Genomic DNA, 22,550 nt, shown 5'->3' with positions numbered 1-22,550 from the left:
CTCGCGCGGGGTGCGGCCGGGATCGCCGCCCCGCGGACGGGACGGGCGAGCGCGCGGGGCGGGCCCGCCGGACCGCGGGGCGGCGCCGGGGCGGCGCGGGTCGCGGGAGCGGCCGTCGCGGGAGGAGCTCACCTGCGCCTCCCGCTGCACGGAGTGGCGGGACGGCGTCTGTGCCGGGCGTCGGGCCGGGCGGGCCGCGATTGCGGGCGTCCTGCGCGGCGGGGGCGCACCGGGCTCACTCCGAGCCCGCCTCGGGCTGGGCGCCGGTACCGGGCAGTCCGGAGTCGGCACCGCCGTCGTCGCCGGTGACCCGGCGCTCGTCCAGGTCCAGGAAGAGGGGGGCCTCGCCGGGCCGCATTCCCATCTCCTCGGCCTCCTCGGCGATGCGCTCGGAGGACTCCAAACGCACGACCTCCTCGCGCAGCGCCTCCTCCCGATGGGCGAGCCGCTCGTTGCTCGTCTGGAGCTCGGAGATGGTGAAGGCGTCGGCCACCAGCACGGTGCGCAGCGCCAGCAGGCTGATCAGCGCACCGCTGAGCAGGCCGATCACCAGCAGCACGAAGGGCATGCGCGGCGCGCGCGGGGCGGGCCGCGCAACGGCGGGCGCGCTGCGGCGGCGGGTCGGCGCGGTGCGCGGCACGGTCCGACGCGCCGGAGGGGCCTCGGCTGCCTTCCGGGTCCGTGCGCTCTCCTCGGTGGCGCTGCTCATCGTGGTCCTCCCCGCTGTGTCTCCCGCTGGGTCCGCGGCCGGCCGACCGCCTCCGCCGCGGACGTGCTCACGGCCTGCGGACGCGCTCGGCGGCGCGCAGTCGCGCCGAGGCCGCGCGCGGATTGGCTTCGTTCTCCTCGTCGGCGGGGGATTCGGACCCCCGGGTCAGCAGCCGCAACTGGGGGCGGTGGTCGGGCAGCGGAACCGGAAGGTCCTGGGGTGTGGTGTCGGTGGCGAGCCCGCTGAGGGTCCGCTTGGTGATGCGGTCCTCCAGCGAGTGGTAGGAGAGCACGGCGATGCGCCCGCCCACGGCGACGCGGTCGACGGCGTCCGGCAGCGCGCGGGCGAGGATCTCCAGCTCGGCGTTGACCTCGATGCGCAGGGCCTGGAAGGTGCGCTTGGCGGGGTTGCCGCCGGTGCGCCGGGTGGCCGCGGGGATGGCATCGCGCACCAGCTCGGCCAGGTCGCGCGTCGAGTCCAGCGGCGCGGCGGCGCGGCGGCGCGCGACGGCCTGGGCGATGCGCCCGGCGAAGCGCTCCTCGCCGTACTCGCGCAGGATGCGCGTGAGCTCGGCGACCGAGTAGGTGTTGAGGACGTCGGCCGCGGTGCGCCCCTGGGTGCGGTCCATGCGCATGTCCAGCGGGGCGTCGTGGGAGTAGGCGAAGCCGCGCTCGGACTCGTCGAGCTGCGGCGAGGACACGCCCAGGTCGAGCAGCACGGCCTGGACCTCGCGGATGCCCAGGCCGTCGAGGACGGCGGGGATGTCGTCGTACTCGGCGTGGGCGAGCTCGACCCGGTCGCCGAAGGGCGCGAGCCGGGTGCGGCTGCGCTCCAGGGCCGTGGTGTCGCGGTCGACGCCGACGAGGCGGAGCCGGGGGTGCGCGTCGAGGAGGGCGGCGGCGTGCCCGCCCAGGCCGAGGGTGCCGTCGACGAGGACGGCCCCGGGCTCGCTCAGGGCGGGCGAGAGCAGTTCGACGATGCGGTCGAGCATGACCGGCGTGTGTCCCGCACCGGGTCGGCCGCCGGTGTCTGCCATGAGCACAGTGCCCCCTCCTCACTGACCGCCCCGTGCCGCCGCGTGCGGCCGGCCGTCCGCGGACGCTCCCCCGATGTCCCGCGGCGGCCGCGGGCCGCTCCCCCGCCGCCAGTGCCTCCGCGCTCCCCTGCGGGGCATCGGCCGCGAGCGGTGTCGGCCCGACCGTGGTCGGCTCCGTCGTCTCCTGCTTCCGGCCTTCCGGCGTTGCCGCCGGTGCCGACCGTGCGTCCGGCAGCTGCTAGCGCGGCCTCACGGCGCACTCGCCCGCGACCGTCCGGCCGGGCCTCCAGGCGCGTGGCCTGCTGGCCGCGCTGCTGCGCGGCCGCCACCTGGCGCCGGGGAAGATGCGTCAGCTGACTGCGGCTCGCGCCTGAAGGCCTGGGGCCGGACAGGACGTGGTCGGCGTGGCTCGGCGGACCGGTGTGCGCGGGTGTCGAGGCCGGCACCGCGGTCGCGCGAAGTCACAGCACCCCCGGCAACACCTCCTCCGACAGATCCGCGAATGCCTGCTCCTGGTCGGCTTCGTAACGGGCCCACGCCGCGGAGTCCCAGATCTCCAGGCGCGTGTTGGCCCCGATGACGACACAGTCGCGTTCCAGGCCGGCGTAGGCGCGCAGGCCGGCGGGAACCGTGATGCGCCCCTGCTTGTCGGGAACCTCGTCGGAGGCGCTGGCGAAGAACACCCGGCTGTAGTCGCGGACCGCCTTGGCGGTGACCGGCGCCGAGCGGAGGGCCTCGGTGATGCGCTGGAACTCGTCCAAAGGAAAGACGTAGAGGCAGCGCTCCTGTCCCTTCGTGATCACCAGTCCCCCCGACAGTTCGTCGCGGTACTTCGCCGGAAGGAACAGGCGTCCCTTCTCGTCGAGGCGCGGTTCGTGGGTCCCCAGAAACAAGGCCCACCTCCCAAGCCCCCGGCAGAGCAGTCTCCTGCTCCACGATGCTCCACTGTACTCCACTCTTCCCCACGGTCAACAGTTTCAATCGCCGCCGCGGCACAGAGCGCCGCGAGAAAGCGCAGGTCAATGCGGGTGGAGCGGAGTGGAGCGCCCGGGGCGCCCCGCGGCGGGCGCGCCACCGCGCCCCACACGCGCGGTGGCGCGTGTGACACAGCGCTCGGCACGCGGGCGCCCGCCGTTTTTGGGATTTGATTTGCTTTCGCCGACTTTGGCTCTAGCCTCGATTCCATCGGCTCCGGCTCCTGTCGAGAGGGGACACGTGTCACTGGGCACGCGGCAGAACACACAGGGAGACGGGATCCCGGACGGCGACGACGGCGTCATCGCCGTCGCGGAACGGATCCGCGACGCCGTCCAGACCGTGATCGAGGGCAAACCCGACGTCGTACGGATCGCGCTGACCGTCCTGCTCGCCGAGGGCCACCTGCTCATCGAGGACATTCCGGGCGTCGGCAAGACGATGCTGGCCAAGGCACTGGGCCGGGCGGTCGACTGCTCGGTGCAGCGGGTGCAGTTCACACCGGACCTGCTGCCGGCCGACATCACCGGCGTCAGCGTCTACCACCAGGACCGGCACGAGTTCGAGTTCAACCCGGGCCCCGTCTTCGCCAACATCGTGCTGGGCGACGAGATCAACCGCGCCTCGCCCAAGACCCAGTCCGCCCTGCTGGAGTGCATGGAGGAGATGCAGGTCAGCGTCGACGGCGAGACCCGTCAGCTGGAGCGGCCCTTCATGGTGGTGGCCACGCAGAACCCCTCCGACATGGAGGGCACCTATCCCCTGCCCGAGGCCCAGCGCGACCGGTTCACGGCCCGCATCGCCGTGGGCTACCCCGCGCCGCAGGCCGAGCTGGACATGATCGACGCCCACAGCTCGGACTCGCCGCTGGACCGGCTGGAGCCGGTGGCCACGGCCGCCGACGTACGCGCCATGGTCGACCGGGTCAAGGGCATCCACGTCGCCCCGGGCGTACGGCGCTACGCCGTCGATCTGGTCACGGCCACCCGCACCTCCTCGGCGCTGCGGCTGGGCGCCTCGCCGCGCGCCACGATCCACCTCGTCCGGGCCGCGCGCGCCTACGCCGCGCTGGAGGGGCGCCACTACGTCGTGCCCGACGACCTGCAGGCCTTGGCGGTGCCGGTGCTCGCGCACCGGCTGCTGCCCAGCCCCGAGGCGCGCATGGAGCGGCGCTCGCCCGAGCAGGTCGTCTCCGAGATCGTCGCCCGCCTGCCCATCCCCAGTCCGCGCTGAGCCCGGAGAGCGCGTGAGACTGCTGCCGGCCTTCACCGTCCGCGGCTGGGGACTGCTCAGCGGCGGGGGCGCGCTGATCGTCAGCGGCCTGGTCATCGGCGAGCGCGACCTGGTGGGCTTCGGCGTGCTGGTGTTCGCGCTCCCGCTGCTGACCGCGCTGACGTTGTGGGGCGCGCCCGGCCGCGTGGTGCACAGCCGGGCGCTCCAGCCGGCCCGCACCCCCGCGGGCGCCGACGCGCGCGTACTGGTGCGCGTGGCCAACGCCTCGACCGCGCTGCCGGTCGGCGGCCTGCTGGTGCACGACGACCTGCCGTTCCAGCTGGGCCAGGCTCCGCGGTTCAACATCGGCTTCCTGGGACCGCGCGCGGTGCGCGATGTGACCTACCGGGTGCGTCCCGAGATCCGCGGCTCCTACCCCGTCGGGCCGCTGGCCCTGTCCTTCACCGACCCGCTGAACTGCCTGCGGCGGCGGCGCTCCGTCGGCGGCCCGATGACCCTGCTGGTCACCCCGCCCGTCGTGGCCCTGCCCCACGTGCCGGTGCCCGGCGGAACCGCCGAGGACGGCGACAGCGCGGCGCGCTCGCTTGCCGGCGGTACGGACAACGACCCGGTACCGCGCGGCTACCGGCACGGCGACGACATGCGCCGGGTGCACTGGCGCAGCACCGCCCGCCACGGGGAGCTGATGGTCCGCCGCGAGGAGCACCGGCTCAGCGACCGCAGCGCCGTGCTGACCGACCTGCGCGCGGCCGCCCACGCCGGCGCGGGGCCCGACTCCTCACAGGAGGCCGTGGTCAGCGCCGCCGCGTCCGCGGCTCTGCACCTGCTCGGGCGCGGGCACGAGATGCGGCTGCACACCGACAGCGGCGAGGTCGCCGCCGCGACCGGGGCGGACGTGCTCGACGCCCTGGCGGTGGCCCCGCCCTCCTCCGCCACCGGCCTCGCCGGCGCCGCCGAGGCGATCGCCGGCTCCCACGTCAGCGGCCAAGGACTGCTGGTCGCGGTCCTGGGCGCGCTCTCGGCCGACGACATCGACGCGCTCTCCCGGCTCCCGGGCGGCCGGGGCCGGCACACGTGCGTCGCGCTGCTGTGCACCCGCGCCGCCTGGTCCGATCCCGACTCCGCGCGGCGCTCGGCCGACGCGCTGCGCGAGGCGGGCTGGCTCGCGGCCGAGATCGGCTCGGTGGAGGACCTGCCGCAGGCGTGGGGCTCGGCGGTGCCGGGCCGCGCCGGGGCGGTCGGCCGGTGAGCGGAGCACGCCGGCGGCCGAAGCGACCGCAGCCCGCGGACGCGCCCACGCCCGCTGCGCCGGTTTGCGCCCGGCGCCGGGCGGCGGTGCCGCGCCCGTCCCCCGCACGAACCGACTCCCCGGTTAGGAGGAACGGCGCACACCCCCGCCACCGCCGCCGGCGGACCGGTCAGGGGACCGCCGGCACACGATGATCGCAAAGGCCGCGCTGACCGTGGCGACCGCCGCCGCGCTGCTGCTCGCGCTGCCCGCGCTGGCGCCGCTGATCTCGGGCGGCTCCTGGTGGGGGCCCTCGGCCGCCGTGGTGGTCGCCTGCGCCCTGACCGGACTGGTCCTGCGCGCCGCTCGGCTGACCGTGGTCGTGGTCCCGATCCTGCAGGCCGCCGTGGCGCTGGCCGTGCTGACCGCCTCGTTCGTGTCCTACGCGGCTCCGCTGGGCTTCGTGCCCACCCCCTCGGCGCTGGGTGAGCTGGTCGCCGTGTTCACCGAGGGCCGGGCGCAGATCGGCACGGAGACCACGCCCATCCCGGCGACCCCGGCCCTTGCGCTGGTGATCGCCGCCGCGATGGCGCTGCTGGCGATCGTCTCCGACTTCCTGGCGGTGACCGCGCGGGCGGCCGCCGTGATGGCGCTGCCCCTGGCGGGTCTGCTGCTGGTGCCGCTGCTGGTGGACGACCAGGGCGTGGACGGCGCCGCCTTCGCCTGCGCCGCGGTGGGCTACGTGGGCGTGCTGGCGGTGGACGGCTGGGTGCGCGGGTCCGGCTGGGGGATCGCCGTGCGCGCCGACCACGACACCGCCGCGCCGGTGCTGGGCGGCGCCCAGCACATCGCCGCCACGGCCGGGGTCGCCGCGGCCGCCGTGGCGCTGGCGCTGCTGGTCCCGCCGTCCGTGCCCGGGCTGACGTCGAGCTCGCTGTACGCGCTGGCCGACGGCACGCGGCTCGGCGGCGAGACCATCACCACGACCCACCCCCTGGTCAGCCTGCGCCGGGACCTGACCTCCACCTCCGACCGGCCGGTGCTGAGCTACGAGACCGACGCCGAACGGCCGGACTACCTGCGCATGTACGCGCTGGACGCCTTCGACGGCCAGACCTGGACCATGTCGCGGCTGCGCGCCGAGGGCGACGGCGACCTCGGCGACGAGCTGCTGCCCTCCCCGCCCGGCCAGAGCCGGATCGACAGCCGGCGGGTCACCACCGAGGTCGCCCTCGCCGACCGCTTCGAAGCCGACTTCCTGCCGATGCCCTATCCGGCGCGGGAGCTGTCGGCCGCCGGCGAGTGGTACGCCGACCCCGAGACCCTGATGGTCTTCACCACCGGCGCCCCCGCCCGGGGCGACAGCTACGAGGTCACCAGCCTGGTGAACGAGCCCGACCCCGACACGCTGGCCGCGGACCTGCCCCCGGGAAGCGACCTGGACGAGCGCTACCTGGAGGTCCCCGACGGCGTCGACGAGCGCACCGCGGAGCTGGCCGAGTCGATCACCGCCCGAGCCGGCACCGCCCACGAGAAGGCCGTGGCGCTGCAGGACTGGTTCAGCGCCGCGGGCCGGTTCGACTACGACCTCAGCCCGCCCTCCATCCCGGAGGGCGAGGACCCGCTGAGCTACTTCCTGTTCGAGAGCCGGGTGGGCTACTGCGAGCAGTTCGCGGGCGCGATGGCGCTGCTGGCGCGGCAGGCGGGCATCCCCGCGCGCGTGGCCATCGGCTACACCGCCGGCACCCGGACCGGCGGCGACTCGTGGGAGGTCACCGAGTCCGACGCCCACGCCTGGCCCGAGCTGTACTTCGAGGGCGCCGGGTGGCTGCGGTTCGAGCCCACGCCCGCCTCCTCCGGCGGCCAGGGCACCGCCACCGTTCCTGACTACGCCGACACCGTCCCCTCGGCGCCGCAGGGCGGTGCGGGCCCCGGTGCGCAGGCGGGCCGGCCGGGCGCCGATGCGGCGCCGTCGGCGCCCCAGGAGCAGGAGGAGCCCACCGCGTCCTCGGACAGCCCGGAGCCGACCGAGGAGGACGAGGGCGGATCCGGCGGCGGTCCCGGCGAGGGCCGGGGCGCCGGATGGTGGTGGGCGGCGCTGGTCCCCGCGCTGCTGGCCGTCGCAGCGGTCCCCGGGCTGGCGCGGGTCCTGGTGCGGCGCACGCGGTGGGTCCGCGCGGGCACACCCGCCCAGCGCGCCCGCGCCGCGTGGCGGGAACTGCGCGACGACTGCCGCGACCTGGGCCTTTCCTGGAGCCCGGCCGAGTCGCCGCGTGCGGTGGCGGGGCGGCTCGCCGCCGACCACGGGCCGGGGCCCGCGGCCGAGGCGGCGCTGTGGCGCCTGGCGATGGCCGAGGAGAGCGCCCACTACGCACCGGAGTTCCGCCAGGAGGGGTCGCCCTCCGACGACAGCCGGCTGGTGCGCTCAGCGCTGCGGGCGTCCCGCGGGCGCGGTGCCGCGCTGCGGGCGAGCCTGCTGCCCGGCTCGCTGCTTCCCGCGCCGCTGGGCGCGCCGGAGCCGCCGCGCGCCCAGCGGCCCGGCACCGCGGCGGGCTGAGGCGCCGGCCGCGGCCGGCGCCGGCGGGCCCGGTGCGGGGGCGGTCCTCGGGACCGCGGTCCTCGGCGGCCGTCCCGGGTGCGTACACGAGAACGCGCGTACACGAGAACGCGCCCGCCGGTCGGGGCCGGTGGACGCGTTCTCGTGTACGGGCGCTCGCGCGCGGCCGGGAGCCGGCCGCGGTGCGAGGGCTACTTGTCGCCGCCCTCCTGGCGGCGGCGCCACCGCTCCTCGAAGCGGTGCATCATCCCGGGGCGCTGCTGGCGCTTGCGCTGTTTGGGCTCGGCGGACTTGCCCTGCGGCTGCTGCGCCTGGGCCTGAGCCTGGGCCTCGCCTCCGCCGCCGGCGACGCGCCGCCAGGCGGACAGGCCCCACAGCAGGCAGGCCAGCATGACGATGAAGCCGATGACGCCGACGATGACCTGCTGGAGGATCGCGCCGCCCATGAGGAGCGAGATCCCGACGACGAACCCGATCGAGGCCTGCACGATCGATCGCTTGTAGTGCACGGCCGGGTTCGTCTTGCTCACGGTGTTGGCGAACTTCGGATCCTCGGCGTACAGCGCCTGCTCGATCTGGTCGAGCATACGCTGCTCGTGTTCAGAGAGCGGCACGGCGCCTCCCAATGACAGTCCCTGCGTGGGGTGAGGTGTGCTGACCAACAGGCCGTTGTTCAGTGGTATGCCCAGAATAAGGCGCCTTAGCGCCTACTGAAAAGAAAAGATGAGCGTGCAGCTGGCCCACATGGGCCACATTACCCTCACCGTCTAACCGCAACACGGCTGCGCTCGCCCTTCTGCCGTCCCCTGCACTACCGCGGGACGCCGCCGACCGGTCGGGCCGGCCCGGCATCCCCGCCCCTATAACGGATTCAACCATCCGAAAGTTGCAGTACTATACGTCATCCTCCTCACGCTTGGCCAAGGCCGCCGGTCGGATGGCCCCCGCCCCGAACCGCCGCGTGACCGCGTCCATGGCCTGTTCGGCCTCGCGCCAGCCGGTCTCGGGCTCGTCCAGGCTGAGCTGGCGGTGGGCGTCTGCGACCGGCGCCAGCCCCTCCATGCGCACCCCCACCAGCCGCAGCCGCACCCGCTCCAGGCCCGCTGCGGCGTAGAGCTCGCGCGCGGCGGCGCTGATCTCGTGCGCGACGTCGGTGGACTCGGCCAGGGTGCGCGAGCGGGTGATGGTGGTGAAGTCGGCCCGGCGCAGCTTCACCACGACCGTGCGGCCCACGTGCCCGCCGGCCCGCATCCGCCGGGCGACCTTCTCCGACAGCCGCAGCAGCTCCCGCCGGATGACCTCGGGGTCGTCGACGTCGCGGGGGAAGGTCTCCTCGGCGCCGATGCTCTTGTCGGGAGAGGACGGCACGACCGGGCTCTCGTCGCGCCCCTGGGCGAGGGCGGCCAGGCGGTCGCCCAGCGCCGTCCCGAACTCGCCGCGCAGGGTGGCCGCCGAGACGCGCGCCAGGTCGCCCACCGTGCGCAGGCCCAGCCGGGCCAGGGTCTGCTCGGTCTTGTCCCCCACGCCCGACAGCGCGCCCACCGGCAGCGGGTGCAGGAACGCGGTCACCCGGTCGGGGGGCACCGCCAGTAGGCCGTCGGGCTTGCAGCGGGTGGAGGCGAGCTTGGCCACCAGCTTGCTGGGCGCGGCGCCCACCGAGCAGGTCAGGCTCTGCTCGTCGCGCACCCGGCGGCGGATCTCCTCGGCGATGCGCACCGGGCCGCCGAGGCGGCGCCGGGCACCGGAGACGTCCAGGTAGGCCTCGTCCAGCGAGACGCGCTCGACCTCGGGCGTCACCGCCAGCAGGATGTCCATGACCGCCTCGGAGACCCGCTTGTAGTGGGCGCCGTCGGGCGGGAAGACCATCGCGTCGGGACACAGCCGCAGCGCGCGCACCATGGGCATGGCCGAGTGCACGCCGTAGGAGCGGGCGATGTAGTCGGCCGAGGAGACCACGCCGCGCGGCCCGGTGCCGCCGACGATGATGGGCTTGCCGCGGGTCTCGGGGTGCACCAGCCGCTCGACGCCGGCGAAGAACGCGTCCATGTCGATGTGCAGGACGGTGCAGCCGGCGGTGTCCTCGCTGTCGTCCTCCGGCAGCGGCTCGACCCCGCCGGGCCCGATCATCCCGCGAAGCGCCTGACCGCGCTCGAGCTGGCGTCGGCTCATGCCACCAGTGTGCCGCCGCCGGCGCGGGCCGCGCCAGCGGCCCCGCTCCCCGGCCGCGTCACAGCGGCTTGCGGGCCAGCAGGTGGATCTGGGTGGCGATCCCCGACAGCGCCGGGTGCACAGCGGCCGCCTTCTCCAGTTCCAGCAGCTGCTCGCCGATCCCGTGCTCGCCGTCGAGCACCCGCCCGGGCAGCAGGTCGGCGAAGACCCGCACACCGCGGATGTCGGCGCGGCCCAGCCCGGCCCGCTCGGCGAGGCCGACGAGCCGGTCGGCGGTGAAGCGCCGCGGCATGGGGTCGCCGCTGCCCCAGCGGCCCTCGGGGTCGTCGAGCAGGTGGCGGGCGTCGGCCAGGTGGCCGGCGAGCGCCCGGTGCAGCACCCCGGCCAGGGCGTTGGTGGCCAGCACGCTGACGGCGCCGCCGGGCCGGGTGAGCGCGGCGACGTCGGCCAGGGCGGCCGCCGGCTCCTCGACGTACTCCAGCACGTTGTGCATCAGCACCAGGTGCGCGTGGGACTCGGGCAGCAGCTGCGCCAGGTCGCCGGTCTCGCCTTGCAGCGCGCGCACGCGCACACCGGCCTCGGCGGCGCGGCGCTCCAGGGCCGCCAGCGAGTCGGGGCTGGGGTCGACCACGGTGACGCGGTGGCCGAGCCCTGCGAGCGGGACGGCCGCGCCGCCGGTGCCGCCGCCGGCGTCGACGATGTCCAGGCCGTCGCTGCCGGCGGGCTCCTGCTCCGCCAGGGCGGCGCGCAGCACCTGCCAGACGACCTCGGTGCGGGCTGCGCTGGCGGCGCGGTGCGGGCCGGAGCCCGCGCCGGGGTCGCTCGGGACGGTGCCGCCGTGGGGCTTGTCGCTCAACACCGGCTCCCCTTCTGCTTGCTGGTCGAATGCCCGCCGACCGGCGGCGCCGGTCAGGGCGCGAGCTGGGCCTTGTTCTCCATCAGCCGCGAGAGCAGGCCGTTGATGAAGGACGGGGACTCGTCGGTGGAGAGCTGCCGCGCCACGGCGACCGCCTCGGAGATCGCGACGCCGTCGGGGATGTCCTCGGCCCACAGCAGCTCGTAGGCGCCCATCCGCAGGATGTTGCGGTCGACCACCGGCATGCGCTCCAGCGACCAGTCGATCGCGTAGTCGTCGAGCAGGGCGTCGAGGCGTTCGCGGCGCTCGTCCACGGCGAAGGCCAGCTGCACGGTGAACTCGTTGATCGGCGGCTCGGTCTGGGCGCGGCGGCGCTCGACGACGTCCTCGACCGCGGTGCCGCGGACCTCGGCCTCGTAGAGGATCTCCACAGCGCGTCTGCGCGCCTTGCGCCGCGCGCCTCCGCCACTGCTCATCGCTGCTCCGCCCGCGGGCCCCGGATACCGATCGCGGTCGGCGCCATCAGTTGACGCGGCCGAGGTAGTCGCCGGTGCGGGTGTCGACCTTCACGCGCTCGCCCGTGGTGATGAACAGCGGAACCTGGATGACCGCGCCGGTCTCGATGGTGGCGGGCTTGGTGCCGCCGGTGGAGCGGTCGCCCTGCACGCCGGGGTCGGTCTGGGTGATCTCGACCTCCACCGCGGCGGGCAGCTCGACGTAGAGCGGGGCGCCCTCGTTCACCGCGACGGTGACCACGGCGCTCTCCAGCAGGTAGTCGGCGTTCTTGCTGACCACCTTGGCGTCGACGGGCAGCTGGTCGTAGGTCTCGGTGTCCATGAAGATGTAGGACTCGCCGTCGCTGTAGAGGTACTGCATCTCACGGCGGTCCACATTGGCGATCTCGACCTTGGCGCCGGCGTTGAAGGTCTTGTCGACGACCTTTCCCGAGGTGACGTTCTTCAGCTTGGTGCGGACGAACGCTCCGCCCTTGCCGGGCTTGACGTGCTGGAACTCCACGACGTTCCAGAGTTCGCCGCCGTCGAGCTTCAGCGTCGTGCCGTTCTTGAGGTCGTTCGTCGAGGCCACTTGGGTCGTCTCTCCAGAGGGTCGGGCTCGGTCGGTGGCGGGCGGGCGCCCGCAGCGCGGCCGCGCGGGGCGGCCTGCGCCGTCGTCACCGCAGTCTAGTGGGTTTCACCGGTGCGGGCGTTCACACCGGCCCGCAGGTATCAGGTGCCGATCGCGGCGTAGGCCGCGTCCAGCAGCTCGGGGGCGGGGCCGGACAGCACCGCGGGCTCGGCGAGCGCGTCGAGCACGATGAAGCGCAACGTGGCGCCGCGGGCCTTCTTGTCGACGCGCATGGCGCGCCGCAGCTCGGGCCAGGGTGCGCCGGAGTAGGCGGTGGGCAGCCCGACCGAGGCGAGGATCTTGCGGTGCCGTTCGACCAGGGCGGCGTCGACGCGCCCGTCCAGGCGCGCCAGCTCGGCGGCGAAGACCATGCCCACGGCCACGGCGTAGCCGTGCCGGAACGTGTAGTTCTCGGCCCGCTCGACGGCGTGGCCGAGGGTGTGCCCGTAGTTGAGGATCTCGCGGCGGCCGCTCTCGCGCAGGTCGCCCGAGACGACCTCGGCCTTGACGGAGACGGCGCGCTCGATGAGCTCGCGGGTGTGGCGACCGTCGGGCCGGGCGGCCCCCTCGGGGTCGGCCTCGACGAGGTCGAGGATGGCGGGGTCGGCGATGAACCCGGCCTTGACCACCTCGGCCAGGCCGCCGATGTAGTCGGCCGCGGGCAGGCCGGCGAGGGTGTCCAGGTCGCACAGCACACCGGAGGGCGGGTGGAAGGCCCCGACGAGGTTCTTGCCCTCGGCGGTGTTGATGCCGGTCTTGCCGCCCACGGCGGCGTCGACCATGCCCAGCAGGGTCGTGGGCACCAGGACGCTGCGCACGCCGCGCAGCCAGGTAGCGGCGACGAACCCGGCCAGGTCGGTCACCGCGCCGCCGCCCACGCCCACCACGGCGTCGCTGCGGGTGAACCCGGCCTGTCCCAGCCGGCTCCACAGCCCGGCGGCGACCTCGGCGGTCTTGGCGGCCTCGCCGTCGGGCACGGCCAGCGGGTGGACGCTGCAGCCGGCCGCACCCAGCGCGGTCAGCGCGGGACGGGCCAGCTCGCCCAGGCCCTCGGGGTGGACGACCGCGACCTGCTCGGCCCGCTCGCCCACCAGCGCCGGCAGCTCGGCGAAGACCCCGCGGCCCACCACGACGTCGTAGGGGTCGGCACCGCCGACGCGGATGCGGGTGGCGCTCATCGGATGCCCTCCCGGTGCCGGGGCAGCCCCTCGACGATGGCGTCGACGATCTCCTCGGGGTGGTATCCGCTGGTGGGCACGGTCGCCCGCGCCAGGCCCTCGTAGACGGGCAGCCGCTCCTCCAGCAGCTTGCGCAGCCGGGTGCGGGGGTTGCCGGCCAGCAGCGGGCGCGGGGTGTCCAAGCCGACCCGCTTGGCGGCGTCGGCGAACTCCACCTGCAGGTAGACCACGTGGTGGCGGGCCAGATCGGCGGAGGTGCCGGGATCGAGGACGGCGCCGCCGCCCAGCGCGACCACACCGGCCCAGGAGGCCAGGGCCTCGGCCACGATCTCGCGCTCCAGCGCGCGGAAGGCGGGCTCGCCGTCCTCGACGAACACGTCGCCCACGGACTTGCCGGCGCGCGCCTCGACCTCGGCGTCGGTGTCGAGCAGGTCCACGCCCAGCCGCTCGGCCAGGGCCCGGCCGACCGTGGTCTTGCCCGCGCCCGGCGAGCCGATCAGGACCGCGACCGGTGTGCTCATCGGTGTCTCCTCGGTTGTCGTCGACCGGGCCCGCCGCACCCGGCCGTGCGCGCTTTCTAGGGAATCTCCAGCGTATCCAGGTAGGCGCGGGCGTTGCGGGCGGTCTCGGCCAGGGAGTCGCCGCCGAACTTCTCCACGGCGGCCTCGGCCAGCACCAGCGCGACCATGGCCTCGGCCACCACGCCCGCCGCCGGCACCGCCGTGACGTCGCTGCGCTGGTGGTGGGCCCGGGCCGGCTCGCCGGTGGCCACGTCGACGGTGTCCAGCGCGCGCGGGACGGTCGCGATGGGCTTCATGGCCGCGCGCACCCGCAGCGGATCGCCGGTGGTCATGCCGCCTTCGACGCCGCCCGCGCGGTTGCTGCGGCGGCGCACGCCGCCGGGGCCGGGCTCGATCTCGTCGTGGGCGGCCGATCCGCGCCGGGCGGCGGTGCGGAACCCGTCGCCGATCTCGACCCCCTTGATGGCCTGGACGCCCATCAGGGCGCCGGCCAGCCGGGAGTCCAGGCGGCGGTCCCAGTGCACGTGGCTGCCCAGCCCCGGCGGCAGGCCGTAGGCGAGCACCTCGACGACGCCGCCCAGGGTGTCGCCGGCCTTCCGGGTGTCGTCGACCTCGGCGACCATGCGCGCGCTGGTGTCGGGGTGGAAGCAGCGCAGCGGGTCGGCGTCGACGCGCTCCAGGTCGCCGGGCTCGGGCTGCACGGAGTCGGGGACGCTGATGGTGCCCATCGACACGACGTGGCTGAGCACCTCGACGCCCAGGGCCTGGCGGCAGAACGCGCGGGCGACCTCGCCGATGGCGACGCGCGCCGCGGTCTCGCGGGCGCTGGCGCGCTCCAGCACGGGGCGGGCCTCGTCGTGGCCGTACTTCTGCATGCCCACCAGGTCGGCGTGGCCGGGGCGGGGCCGGGTCAGCGGCGCATTGCGCGCCACTCCCTCCAGCTCCTCGGGGGGCACGGGGTCGGCGGACATCACCCGCTCCCACTTGGGCCACTCGGAGTTGGCGACCTCGACGGCCACCGGGCCGCCCTGAGTGAGGCCGTGGCGGACGCCCCCGACCAGGGTCACCTCGTCCTGTTCGAACTTCATCCGGGCGCCCCGGCCGTACCCGGCGCGACGGCGGGTCAGCGCGGCGGCGATGTCGTCCGAGGTGACGGCGACGCCGGCCGGAAGGCCCTCCAGTATCGCGACGAGTGCCGGTCCGTGGGACTCCCCCGCGGTCAGCCAGCGCAACATGCCCCGATCATTTCACGGGCCGAGCGGGCGCGGCACATCGCGTCGCCCGCCCGCCGGGCGGCGGTCAGAGCGGTGTGCCGGTCGGCACATCCGCCAGCAGCACGGCCAGCGCGCCGCCGATCATGAACGGGCCGAAGGGGATCTGGGTGTGCCGGGTGGCGCGGCGCAGCGCCAGGAGGACGATGCCGTAGGCGGCCGAGGCCGCGAAGGCCGCGACCGTGCCCGCCACGACCGCGCCGGGACCGGCCCAGCCGAGGTAGAGGCCGACGAGCCCGGCGATCTTGACGTCGCCCCAGCCCATGCCGCCGGGGTGGATGAACCACAGCAGCCAGTAGAGGGCGGCCAGGCCCGCCATCCCGCCCAGCGGGTAGGCCGCGGCGAGCAGGTCGGTGCCGGTGAGCGCGGAGGGGCCGGGACTGCGGGCCGCGCGCTCCAGCACGGCGGCGCCGAGCACCAGCGGGACGGCCGCGGGGTAGGCGGGGCCCACGATCGCGTTGGGCAGGCGGTGCACGCGGACGTCGATCGCGGCCAGCACCGCGCCCGCGGCCGAGAAGAACAGCAGCGCGATGCACCACAGCGGGTTGGCGGCGGCTCCCGCTGCGCCTTGGGTGGCGCCGACCGCCGCGAACAGCAGCGCGGTCGCGGCGGCCGTCGCGGCCGAGGACGGGATCCGCCGGGCGCAGGCGGGGCAGCCGCCGGTGCGGGCGTAGCCGCGCACCCGCACCGCCGGCAGCCACGGGATGAAGGGAACCGGCGCCCCGCAGTGCGGGCAGGCGGGCGGGGGCGGCGGGGTGTCGTCGTCGGGGCCGGGCTCGTGGCGGGCGAACAGGGGCACGAGCCGGCCGGACGCGGCGCCGACCGCCGCACCGGCGGCGCCCAGCCCCAGTGCCAGCGCGATGTCGGCGATTGCGGGCATGGGCGGAAACTAGCGGATCGCCGCGCGCGGCGACCGCGCGGGGCGGCGGCTGTGGACGGCGCGCGCGGCGGCGCGCCCGGACCGCGGCTCAGCCGCGCCGGTCGGCGCGCACGACGGCGCTCAGTTCCACGCCGCCGGGCAGCACCGGGGTGAGCTCGGTGGTGAGGCGGTCGGCGACGCGGCGCAGCGACTCGTCGTCGCGGCGCTCCAGCTCCAGGCGGATGCCGATCTCGGCGCGGTCGGACTCGTGGACGCGCACGCGCTCGATACCGAACTCGGTGTGGGTGACCCGGTAGATGAGGGCGAGGATCTGCGGGTCGTCCTTGGGGGCGGGCACGGTGCCGTGCTCGGCCAGGGTGGTCAGGAACCGGCCCTGGACGGCGTAGGTGACGGGCCCGGCGACGTCGACGACCACGGCGTCGGCCCCCTCGTCGATGGCCGCGCGGCAGGCCTCGACGGCGGTGACCGGCACCGGGCGGGCGTCCTCGCGCCAGGCGCGGGCGGAGTCGACCGAGGTGAAGGCGAGCACGCCGCGGCGGCCGTCCTCGCCGATCATCAGGGGCAGGGCGATGTCGCTGGACTTCTCGCCCGTGCGGCCGTCGTCGTCCTGCTCGGTCTCGCCGGCCACGGCCACCACCGGCACGAGCACGCGGGAGTCCCCCAGCGCCGCGAGCACCTGCCGGTCGCCGGCCTCGCCTCGGGAGAAGGCGTCGAGCCGCGCGGTGACGGCGGGATCGGGCGAACCGTCGTCGTCGCGGAATCGCTGTGCGCCGGAGATGGTGGGGCGGGTCACGCGGCTGAAGACTCCTGACTGTTCGGGACGGATCCACCCCGGTCGGGAGGTCCAGGACCAGCTTAGCCAACCGGGCGGGCCGTCAAGCGGGAAAACGCCGCCGGGCGAGCCGCGGCCGGGCGCCGCCCGGCGTACGCGCAGCCGAAATCGGGCCGGGCCGCATCGTCACTTTTCGGAAGTTCACTATTACACTATGTGACGCCCCTCGACAACGACCAGCAAGGGGAGCCATGGACCAGCAGCTCACTCCGGGGACCTGGCGGATCGACACAGTGCACTCGGTGATCGGGTTCTCGGTGCGCCACATGATGGTGAGCCGGGTGCGGGGGCGCTTCGAGACGTTCGACGCCGAGCTCACGGTGCCCGAGGACCCGCTGCAGTCGTCGGTGCGGGCGACCATCGACGCGACCTCCATCAACACCGACAACGAGCAGCGCGACCACCACGTGCGCTCCGCGGACTTCTTCGACACCGGCACGCACCCGCAGTGGACGTTCCGGTCCACCGGAATCCGCACCTCCGGCGAGGAATTCTTACTGGACGGCGACCTCACCGTCAGGGGCAACACGCGGCCGGTGGTGCTGCGGCTGGAGTTCAACGGCGTGACGCAGGACCCCTACGGCCTCACGCGCGCCGGCTTCCACGCCGAGACCGAGATCAGCCGCAGCGACTTCAAGGTCGACATCGAGATGCCCATGGACGGCGGCGGCGTCGTGGTGGCCGACCGGATCAGGATCGACATCGACGCGGAGTTCACGCGCGAGGCGGACTGAGCGCCCGCCGCGCCGCCGCGCGGCACGTCCGGGACCCGGCGGCCCGGCGCGGGCCGGATATGCTCGGGGCGCCGCGCCGGCGGAGGCGCGCCGCACCCGGAATCCGGCACCCGCACAGCCACGCCGAAGGAGCGCCGTGCCCGAAACACCGTTCACGGCCGAGGTCGTCTCGGCGATCACCAGGCACATGAACGAGGACCACCCCGGCGAGACGCTGGCGATCTGCCGGGCACTGGGCGGGGTCCCCGGGGCCACCTCGGCGCGGATGACCGGCGTCGACAGCGAGGGCGGCGACTACGCGGCCGTCGTCGGCGGCACGGAGGCCGCGGTGCGGATCCGCTGGTCGGAGCCGCTGACCGAGCGCGCCCAGGTCCGCCGCGAGGTCGTGCGGATGTACCGCGAGGCCTGCGAGCGGCTGGGCGGGTCCCCCGGAGGAGAGGGCCCCGGCGACCACTGACCGCGACCGGCCGGAGGCGCCCGCCTCCGCCGAGCCCCCCGCCCTGCGGATCAGGGACGAATCCGGGTTGCGGGCCCCTCCCGACCGCTCGGGACTCGCCTAGTCTGGAAAACGCCAAAGCCCGGAGCGGCGCCGTTCGCGGCGCCGCCGCCGCGGTGTCAGCGTCAGCCCCGAGAGCGCCGCAACCACGATGGTCGATCCCGAGTCCGCAGATCCCGACTCGCCCACACGCAACATCGAGCCGGCCGCCGCCACCACCCGGCTCGACGCCGACCGCGCCCGCACGCGGTGGGTCACCCGCGTCCTGCACCCGCTCACCGGCGGGTCCGGCGACGCGCCCGGCACGATCGCCGACGCCGCCCGCACCCGCGCCCTGATGCGCCCCGATCCGGCGGCCGACACCGAGGGCTCGGCCGGCGGATCGGCCCGGCCGTGGTGGCGCCGCCTGCTGTCACCGCTGGTCTCGTGGCTTCCGCGGCTGGTCGCGCGGGTGGTCGTGGGTCCAGCGGGCGAGATCGACTACGCGGTGCCCGCCGAACTGCGCCGCACCTACACCGTGCGGGAGCGCATCGGCGCCGGCGGCGAAGCCGTCGTCTACCTCGCCGAGCCCGCCGGAGCGGGGCGCGGGCGCGAAGCGGAGGGCGCTCAGGCCCCGCAGCGCCGGGTCGCGCTGAAGGTCTACCGCCCCGGCCACGACATCAACCGCGAGCTGCTGGACCGGCTGCAGGCCCGCGGCGAGGGCGACCCGCACACCCCGGCCATCCACGGCTACGGCCGCGCGCGCAGCTCCTGGGGCGAGGACGTGGCGTGGGAGGCCCAGGAGTACTTCCCGCAGGGCTCGCTGCGGTCGGTGCTGGACCGGGCCCCGTTGGACGACGCGGCCGCGCGCGCCGTCGTGGCGGCCGTCGCCGACTGCCTGCACCACTGGCAGGAGCAGCTGCAGCACAACCACACCGACGTCAAGCCCGAGAACCTGCTGGTCCGCTCCGTGGACCCGCCCGTGTTCGCGCTGACCGACTTCGGCGGCGCGGTGCGGGCCACGATGAGCCGCGTCTACGGCGGCCTGGCCGTCACGGAGGCCTACGCCGCACCCGAGGTCGTCGAGGGGCGCCGCGAGGCCCCCGCGGCGTGGTGGTCGCTGGGCGTCATGGTGCACGAGCTTGTCACCGGCCGGCGGCCGGAGCGCGGCGAGAACTGGCTGACCGCGCGCAGCACCGAGGTCGACGTCTCGGCCGTCGCCGACGAGTCCTGGCGGCTGCTGGCGCGCGGGCTGCTCACCCCCGCCCCGTCGGCGCGCTGGGGCTGCGCCGAGGTGCGGCAGTGGCTGGCCGGGGAGCGCCCGAGCATCGTCCGGCCGCGCGGGCACGCGCCCATCCGCTTCGCCGACGCCTCCCACGACGACCCGCCCAGCCTCGCCTTCGACCTGCTGGACCGCTGGGACCGCGGCGAGGTGTGGCTGCGCACCCACTGGCCGACACTGCGCACCTGGCTGGACCGCGAGGTCAACGACTACACCTTCGACCGCACCTACCTGACCGCCCTGGACGCCCACCCCGAGCGGGTGCACCTGGCCATCAGCGCACTGGCGGCCAGGTTCGTGCCGGGGATGCCGCCCCGCTTCCGCGGGTTGGAGGTCGGCGCGGAGGGGGTGCTGGCCCTGGCCCGGGGCGGATCCAGTCGGCACGCCGTGCTGCGGGAGGCCCTTGAGCTGGGGGCGCTGGACCTGGCGGCGCGGCACTGGTGCGGCCATCCCGGCTGCCGCGCCGAGGGCGCCGGCCGCTGCGCGCCGCTGGAGCACGTCCAGCACGAGGTGCCGCTGATCATGCGCCAGGTCGAGGCCGCCGCCCGAGGGCTGGAGTCCGGGCCCGCCTCGGCCGCCGGCGTCGCCGACCTGCCCCGCCACGCCTGGGACGGCGCGTGGGCGCTGGCCGCCGAACTGGTGCTCGACCCCGAGGCGGCCGGGCGCGAGCGCGGGCGCCTGCGCGCGCAGTCCTGGCACCCGCGACGGCGCAGCGCGGCCCCGCGCGTGGACTGGTGGCGCCACCAGCGCGACACCGGGCTGCGCCGCCGCTCGGACGCGCTCGCCGCGAACGCGGCCCTGGTCACCGCCTGGCTGCTGCTGCCCGTCGCCGTGCGGCTGGGCGCCGCCGAGCGCGAGCGCGAGCGCCAGGAAAGCCGCGCGCGGCGCCGCGACCGGTGGGCGGCGTTGTCCGACGCCGTCTCCGACCGGTGGCAGCGGGTGCGCGAACGCGCGGGCGGCCCGGGCGCCGCGCAGCCGCAGGATCGGGCCGGGGCGGGGTGGGGCACCGCGCCCTACGAGCGGCCGGGTGCGCCTTACGGGCGCCCGCAGACCGAGTCCGAGCAGCGCCGGGCGCGCCGCCGCGAGGAGCGGGAGCGGCGGCGCGTCAACCGCAGCATGCAACAGCTCGAACGGGCCGAGGGCGCCGGGCGCTGCCGCAGGTTCGCCTACCCGGCCGCGCTGGCCGGGCTCGTCGACGGCGTGGGGCGGGTGATGCGCGCCGACGGGTTCTATCCCGACCGGCCGAGCCCGATCGCCGACGCCTACGCGGGAGTGGTCGAGTTCGCCCGCAGCACCGTCGTCTCGGCGGCGGCGGGCGCCGCCGACGCGGTGGTGGGCCTGCTCCCCGCGGGCATCGCCGGCCAGTGGTGGCTTCCGGTGCTGCTGGGCGTGCTGCTCGCCGTGCTGGGCCGCACGGCGGCGGGCCGCAGGCGCGCCCGTACCCGGCTGGTGGCCTACCGGCTCGCGGTGGCCGGCTCGGTGCTGATGCTGCTTGTGGTGCTCTCCAGCGGGCTGCTGATGGTGGGCGCGGGTGTGCTGATCCCGCTGTACAACCTGCTCGGCTGAGCCGCGCGCCGGCTTCCGCGGCGCGGCGGGTCCCGGCCGCGCACGCGCCCGCCGCGGGGGTGCCGCACGCCCGAGGGCGCAACGGCGGGCACTATCATCGCCCGGGACCGGTAGCGGAGCGGGGAAGGGCGGCAGTGTGGTGGGCGATGCGATCGAGTTGGCGGCCGGCGACTACCGAGCGGCCGTCGGCCGCCGCGGTGCGGCGATGTGCCGGCTGGCCTACGGCGGGCAGGAGCTGATCTGGCGCGTCCCGCCCGACGAGCCGCCGCCGGCCTCGCACGGGCTGCTCCTGGCGCCCTGGCCCAACCGGATCCGCGACGGCCGCTACACCTTCAAGGGCGTCGAGCGGCAACTGGAGGTCACCGAACCCCGGCGCGGCACCGCCCTGCACGGCCTGGCCTACGCCAAGCCGTGGCTGCCGGTGGAGATCGGCTCCGACCGCACCCGGCTGACCTGCGAGCTCGACGGGAGCGACCCGGGCTATCCCTACCGCCTCGAACTGACCGCGGACTACGAGCTGGACGCGGCCGACGGGCTGACGGCGACCCTGGGGGCCCGCAACACCGGCGACGCCCCCGCGCCCTACGGCATGGGCGCGCACCCGTTCGTGTCCGTCGCGGCGCCCATGGACGACGCGGTGCTGAAGCTGCCCGCCTCGCGCCGGCTGCCCGTCGACGGACGGCTGCTCCCCTCGGGCGCCCCGGAGCCGGTGGAGGGCACCGAGCACGATTTCCGCACGCCCCGGCCCATCGGGGCGACGGCCTTCGACACCGCGTTCACCGGCCTGGAGCGCGACGCCGACGGCCGGGCCTGGACGGTGGTCGCCTACGGCGGCACGTCGGTGGGCGTGTGGGGCGACGCGTCCTGCGGCTGGCTCCAGGTGTTCAGCGCCGAGGGCCTGCCCGAGGAGCTGAACCGGCGGGGACTCGCGGTGGAGCCGATGACCTGCCCCCCGGACGCCTTCAACTCCGGCACCGACCTGACCGTGCTGGAGCCGGGCGAGCGGACGAGCTCCCGCTTCGGGATCATGCGGTTGGCGCCGGCCGGCTGATGCCGGCGGGCGTGTACTCGTCGTCGATTGTGATCGCTCACAACTGCGACGGGTAGGGGGCTCCCCCACCCGGCACCGACCGCGCCGGCGGGAACGGGCCGGCTCAGGTGGACCGGCGCGGGGCGGAGCCGCGGCCTTCGAGGCAGGCCTGGAGGCGCTCCAGGTCCTCGGGGGTGTCGATGTCCTCGGGGCTGGCCACGTCGTCGCAGGGCACGTGGGTGACCAGATGGGAGTAGGCGCTCAGGAACGGGCGCGCTCCCACGTCGCCCTCGGCGAGGGCGTGGACGCTTGGCCAGTGCTCGCGGCCCAGCAGTACGGGGTTGCGCAGGTTGCCGGCGTAGGTGGCGACGGCCGCGCGGGCGCCGTCGGCGTGTGCCTCCAGCAGCCGCCGCACCGCCGAGGCGGTCACCAGCGGCTGGTCGGCCAGCGCCACGACGACGGCGTCGACGTCCTCGGGCAGGGTGTCCAGCCCCACCCGCAGCGACGAGCCCAGACCGCTCTGCCAGCCGGGGTTGTGTACCGACGCGGCGTATCCGACGTCGACCTCCACCGCCCCGGTGACGACGTGGACCGGTCTACACCCGCCGTCGCGCAGCGTCCGCGCGCCCCGGTCGACGAGCCGCTCCCCCGCGACCTCCACCAGCGCCTTGGGGCGGCCCAGGCGGGACCCCTCGCCGGCGGCCAGCAGCAGCCCGGCGATCGGCGCCGCGCCCGCGCCGCTTTCGCCCCGCTCGCGTGTCGTCATGCCGCGATAATGCCACGCCCGGGCGCCCGACCGTCCGGTGGCCGCGGACACCTGCGGGCTCGGGAACGCCGCGTCCTCAGGCGCACCGGCAAATCCGGGCGTGTCGAGCTGCGGGGTTACACCGAAA

Annotated in this window: 21 protein-coding genes; 7 read left to right on the top strand and 14 right to left on the bottom strand. The window is 75.6% G+C overall.

Annotated features, from left to right (window positions below; translation table 11 throughout):
• Window positions 1–235 precede the first annotated feature (235 nt).
• The 3 genes from ftsL to mraZ all read right to left on the bottom strand — a co-directional run bounded on the left by ftsL (window position 236) and on the right by mraZ (window position 2,638).
• Window positions 236–709, bottom strand: a complete 474-nt coding sequence (gene ftsL / locus ABEA15_RS02005; protein WP_345555200.1) for a cell division protein FtsL — start codon at window positions 707–709, stop codon at window positions 236–238.
• Between the two features lie 67 nt (window positions 710–776).
• Window positions 777–1,745, bottom strand: a complete 969-nt coding sequence (rsmH, locus tag ABEA15_RS02000) for a 16S rRNA (cytosine(1402)-N(4))-methyltransferase RsmH (RefSeq protein ID WP_344148471.1) — start codon at window positions 1,743–1,745, stop codon at window positions 777–779.
• 461 nt (window positions 1,746–2,206) lie between these two features.
• Window positions 2,207–2,638, bottom strand: a complete 432-nt coding sequence (gene mraZ, locus ABEA15_RS01995) for a division/cell wall cluster transcriptional repressor MraZ (protein ID WP_344148347.1) — start codon at window positions 2,636–2,638, stop codon at window positions 2,207–2,209.
• 322 nt (window positions 2,639–2,960) lie between these two features.
• On the opposite strand from mraZ, the gene ABEA15_RS01990 reads away from it, so the two are divergent.
• The 3 genes from ABEA15_RS01990 to ABEA15_RS01980 all read left to right on the top strand — a co-directional run bounded on the left by ABEA15_RS01990 (window position 2,961) and on the right by ABEA15_RS01980 (window position 7,738).
• Window positions 2,961–3,953 carry an AAA family ATPase gene (locus ABEA15_RS01990; RefSeq protein ID WP_344148350.1) on the top strand — a complete coding sequence of 331 codons (993 nt, stop codon included), beginning with the start codon at window positions 2,961–2,963 and terminating at the stop codon, window positions 3,951–3,953.
• Window positions 3,954–3,966: 13 nt separating this feature from the next.
• Complete coding sequence (locus ABEA15_RS01985) at window positions 3,967–5,202, top strand: DUF58 domain-containing protein (RefSeq protein ID WP_345555199.1); 1,236 nt, start codon at window positions 3,967–3,969, stop codon at window positions 5,200–5,202.
• A gap of 190 nt (window positions 5,203–5,392) precedes the next feature.
• Complete coding sequence (locus ABEA15_RS01980; protein WP_345555198.1) at window positions 5,393–7,738, top strand: transglutaminase TgpA family protein; 2,346 nt, start codon at window positions 5,393–5,395, stop codon at window positions 7,736–7,738.
• Window positions 7,739–7,929: 191 nt separating this feature from the next.
• On the opposite strand, the gene ABEA15_RS01975 is transcribed toward ABEA15_RS01980, so the two are convergent.
• The 10 genes from ABEA15_RS01975 to ABEA15_RS01930 form a co-directional block, all read right to left on the bottom strand.
• Window positions 7,930–8,352, bottom strand: a complete 423-nt coding sequence (locus tag ABEA15_RS01975) for a DUF3040 domain-containing protein (RefSeq protein WP_344148359.1) — start codon at window positions 8,350–8,352, stop codon at window positions 7,930–7,932.
• A gap of 280 nt (window positions 8,353–8,632) precedes the next feature.
• Window positions 8,633–9,907 (bottom strand): DNA polymerase IV, encoded by a 1,275-nt coding sequence (gene dinB / locus ABEA15_RS01970; RefSeq protein WP_345555197.1) that lies wholly within the window; start codon window positions 9,905–9,907, stop codon window positions 8,633–8,635.
• A 58-nt stretch (window positions 9,908–9,965) separates the two neighbouring features.
• A complete protein-coding gene (locus ABEA15_RS01965) occupies window positions 9,966–10,763 on the bottom strand; it encodes a methyltransferase (RefSeq protein ID WP_344148365.1) in 798 nt (265 codons plus the stop codon).
• Between the two features lie 53 nt (window positions 10,764–10,816).
• Entirely contained in the window at window positions 10,817–11,239 is a 423-nt protein-coding gene (nusB, locus tag ABEA15_RS01960) for a transcription antitermination factor NusB (protein WP_345555196.1), read from the bottom strand.
• A gap of 46 nt (window positions 11,240–11,285) precedes the next feature.
• Window positions 11,286–11,849: an elongation factor P gene (gene efp / locus ABEA15_RS01955; protein ID WP_344148371.1), complete on the bottom strand. Its 564-nt coding sequence runs from the start codon at window positions 11,847–11,849 to the stop codon at window positions 11,286–11,288.
• A 140-nt stretch (window positions 11,850–11,989) separates the two neighbouring features.
• A complete protein-coding gene (gene aroB, locus ABEA15_RS01950) occupies window positions 11,990–13,066 on the bottom strand; it encodes a 3-dehydroquinate synthase (RefSeq protein WP_345555195.1) in 1,077 nt (358 codons plus the stop codon).
• A complete protein-coding gene (locus ABEA15_RS01945; RefSeq protein WP_345555194.1) occupies window positions 13,063–13,587 on the bottom strand; it encodes a shikimate kinase in 525 nt (174 codons plus the stop codon). The genes aroB and ABEA15_RS01945 overlap by 4 nt, the downstream gene beginning before the upstream one ends.
• 56 nt (window positions 13,588–13,643) lie before the next feature.
• A complete protein-coding gene (gene aroC, locus ABEA15_RS01940) occupies window positions 13,644–14,822 on the bottom strand; it encodes a chorismate synthase (RefSeq protein ID WP_345555193.1) in 1,179 nt (392 codons plus the stop codon).
• Between the two features lie 64 nt (window positions 14,823–14,886).
• Entirely contained in the window at window positions 14,887–15,738 is an 852-nt protein-coding gene (locus tag ABEA15_RS01935) for a prepilin peptidase (protein ID WP_345555192.1), read from the bottom strand.
• A gap of 88 nt (window positions 15,739–15,826) precedes the next feature.
• Window positions 15,827–16,531 carry an SseB family protein gene (locus ABEA15_RS01930; RefSeq protein ID WP_345555190.1) on the bottom strand — a complete coding sequence of 235 codons (705 nt, stop codon included), beginning with the start codon at window positions 16,529–16,531 and terminating at the stop codon, window positions 15,827–15,829.
• A 230-nt stretch (window positions 16,532–16,761) separates the two neighbouring features.
• On the opposite strand from ABEA15_RS01930, the gene ABEA15_RS01925 reads away from it, so the two are divergent.
• The 4 genes from ABEA15_RS01925 (at window position 16,762) to ABEA15_RS01910 (ending at window position 21,678) form a co-directional block, all read left to right on the top strand.
• On the top strand, window positions 16,762–17,304 hold the full coding sequence (locus tag ABEA15_RS01925; RefSeq protein ID WP_345555189.1) for a YceI family protein: 543 nt from the start codon (window positions 16,762–16,764) through the stop codon (window positions 17,302–17,304).
• Window positions 17,305–17,440: 136 nt separating this feature from the next.
• The gene (locus ABEA15_RS01920) at window positions 17,441–17,761 is read left to right on the top strand and encodes a DUF2470 domain-containing protein (protein WP_344148392.1); all 321 of its coding nucleotides are present in this window, start codon (window positions 17,441–17,443) and stop codon (window positions 17,759–17,761) included.
• 190 nt (window positions 17,762–17,951) lie between these two features.
• Window positions 17,952–20,627 (top strand): protein kinase domain-containing protein, encoded by a 2,676-nt coding sequence (locus ABEA15_RS01915; protein ID WP_345555188.1) that lies wholly within the window; start codon window positions 17,952–17,954, stop codon window positions 20,625–20,627.
• Window positions 20,628–20,766: 139 nt separating this feature from the next.
• On the top strand, window positions 20,767–21,678 hold the full coding sequence (locus ABEA15_RS01910) for an aldose 1-epimerase family protein (protein ID WP_345555187.1): 912 nt from the start codon (window positions 20,767–20,769) through the stop codon (window positions 21,676–21,678).
• A gap of 103 nt (window positions 21,679–21,781) precedes the next feature.
• Here ABEA15_RS01910 and ABEA15_RS01905 read toward each other — a convergent pair whose 3' ends face one another.
• The gene (locus tag ABEA15_RS01905) at window positions 21,782–22,423 is read right to left on the bottom strand and encodes a nucleotidyltransferase family protein (protein ID WP_345555186.1); all 642 of its coding nucleotides are present in this window, start codon (window positions 22,421–22,423) and stop codon (window positions 21,782–21,784) included.
• Window positions 22,424–22,550: the final 127 nt, after the last annotated feature.

Origin of the sequence: Streptomonospora halophila (assembly GCF_039542725.1) — a bacterium.
GTDB lineage: Bacteria > Actinomycetota > Actinomycetes > Streptosporangiales > Streptosporangiaceae > Streptomonospora > Streptomonospora halophila.
This window is presented reverse-complemented; position numbering and strand designations above follow the sequence as displayed.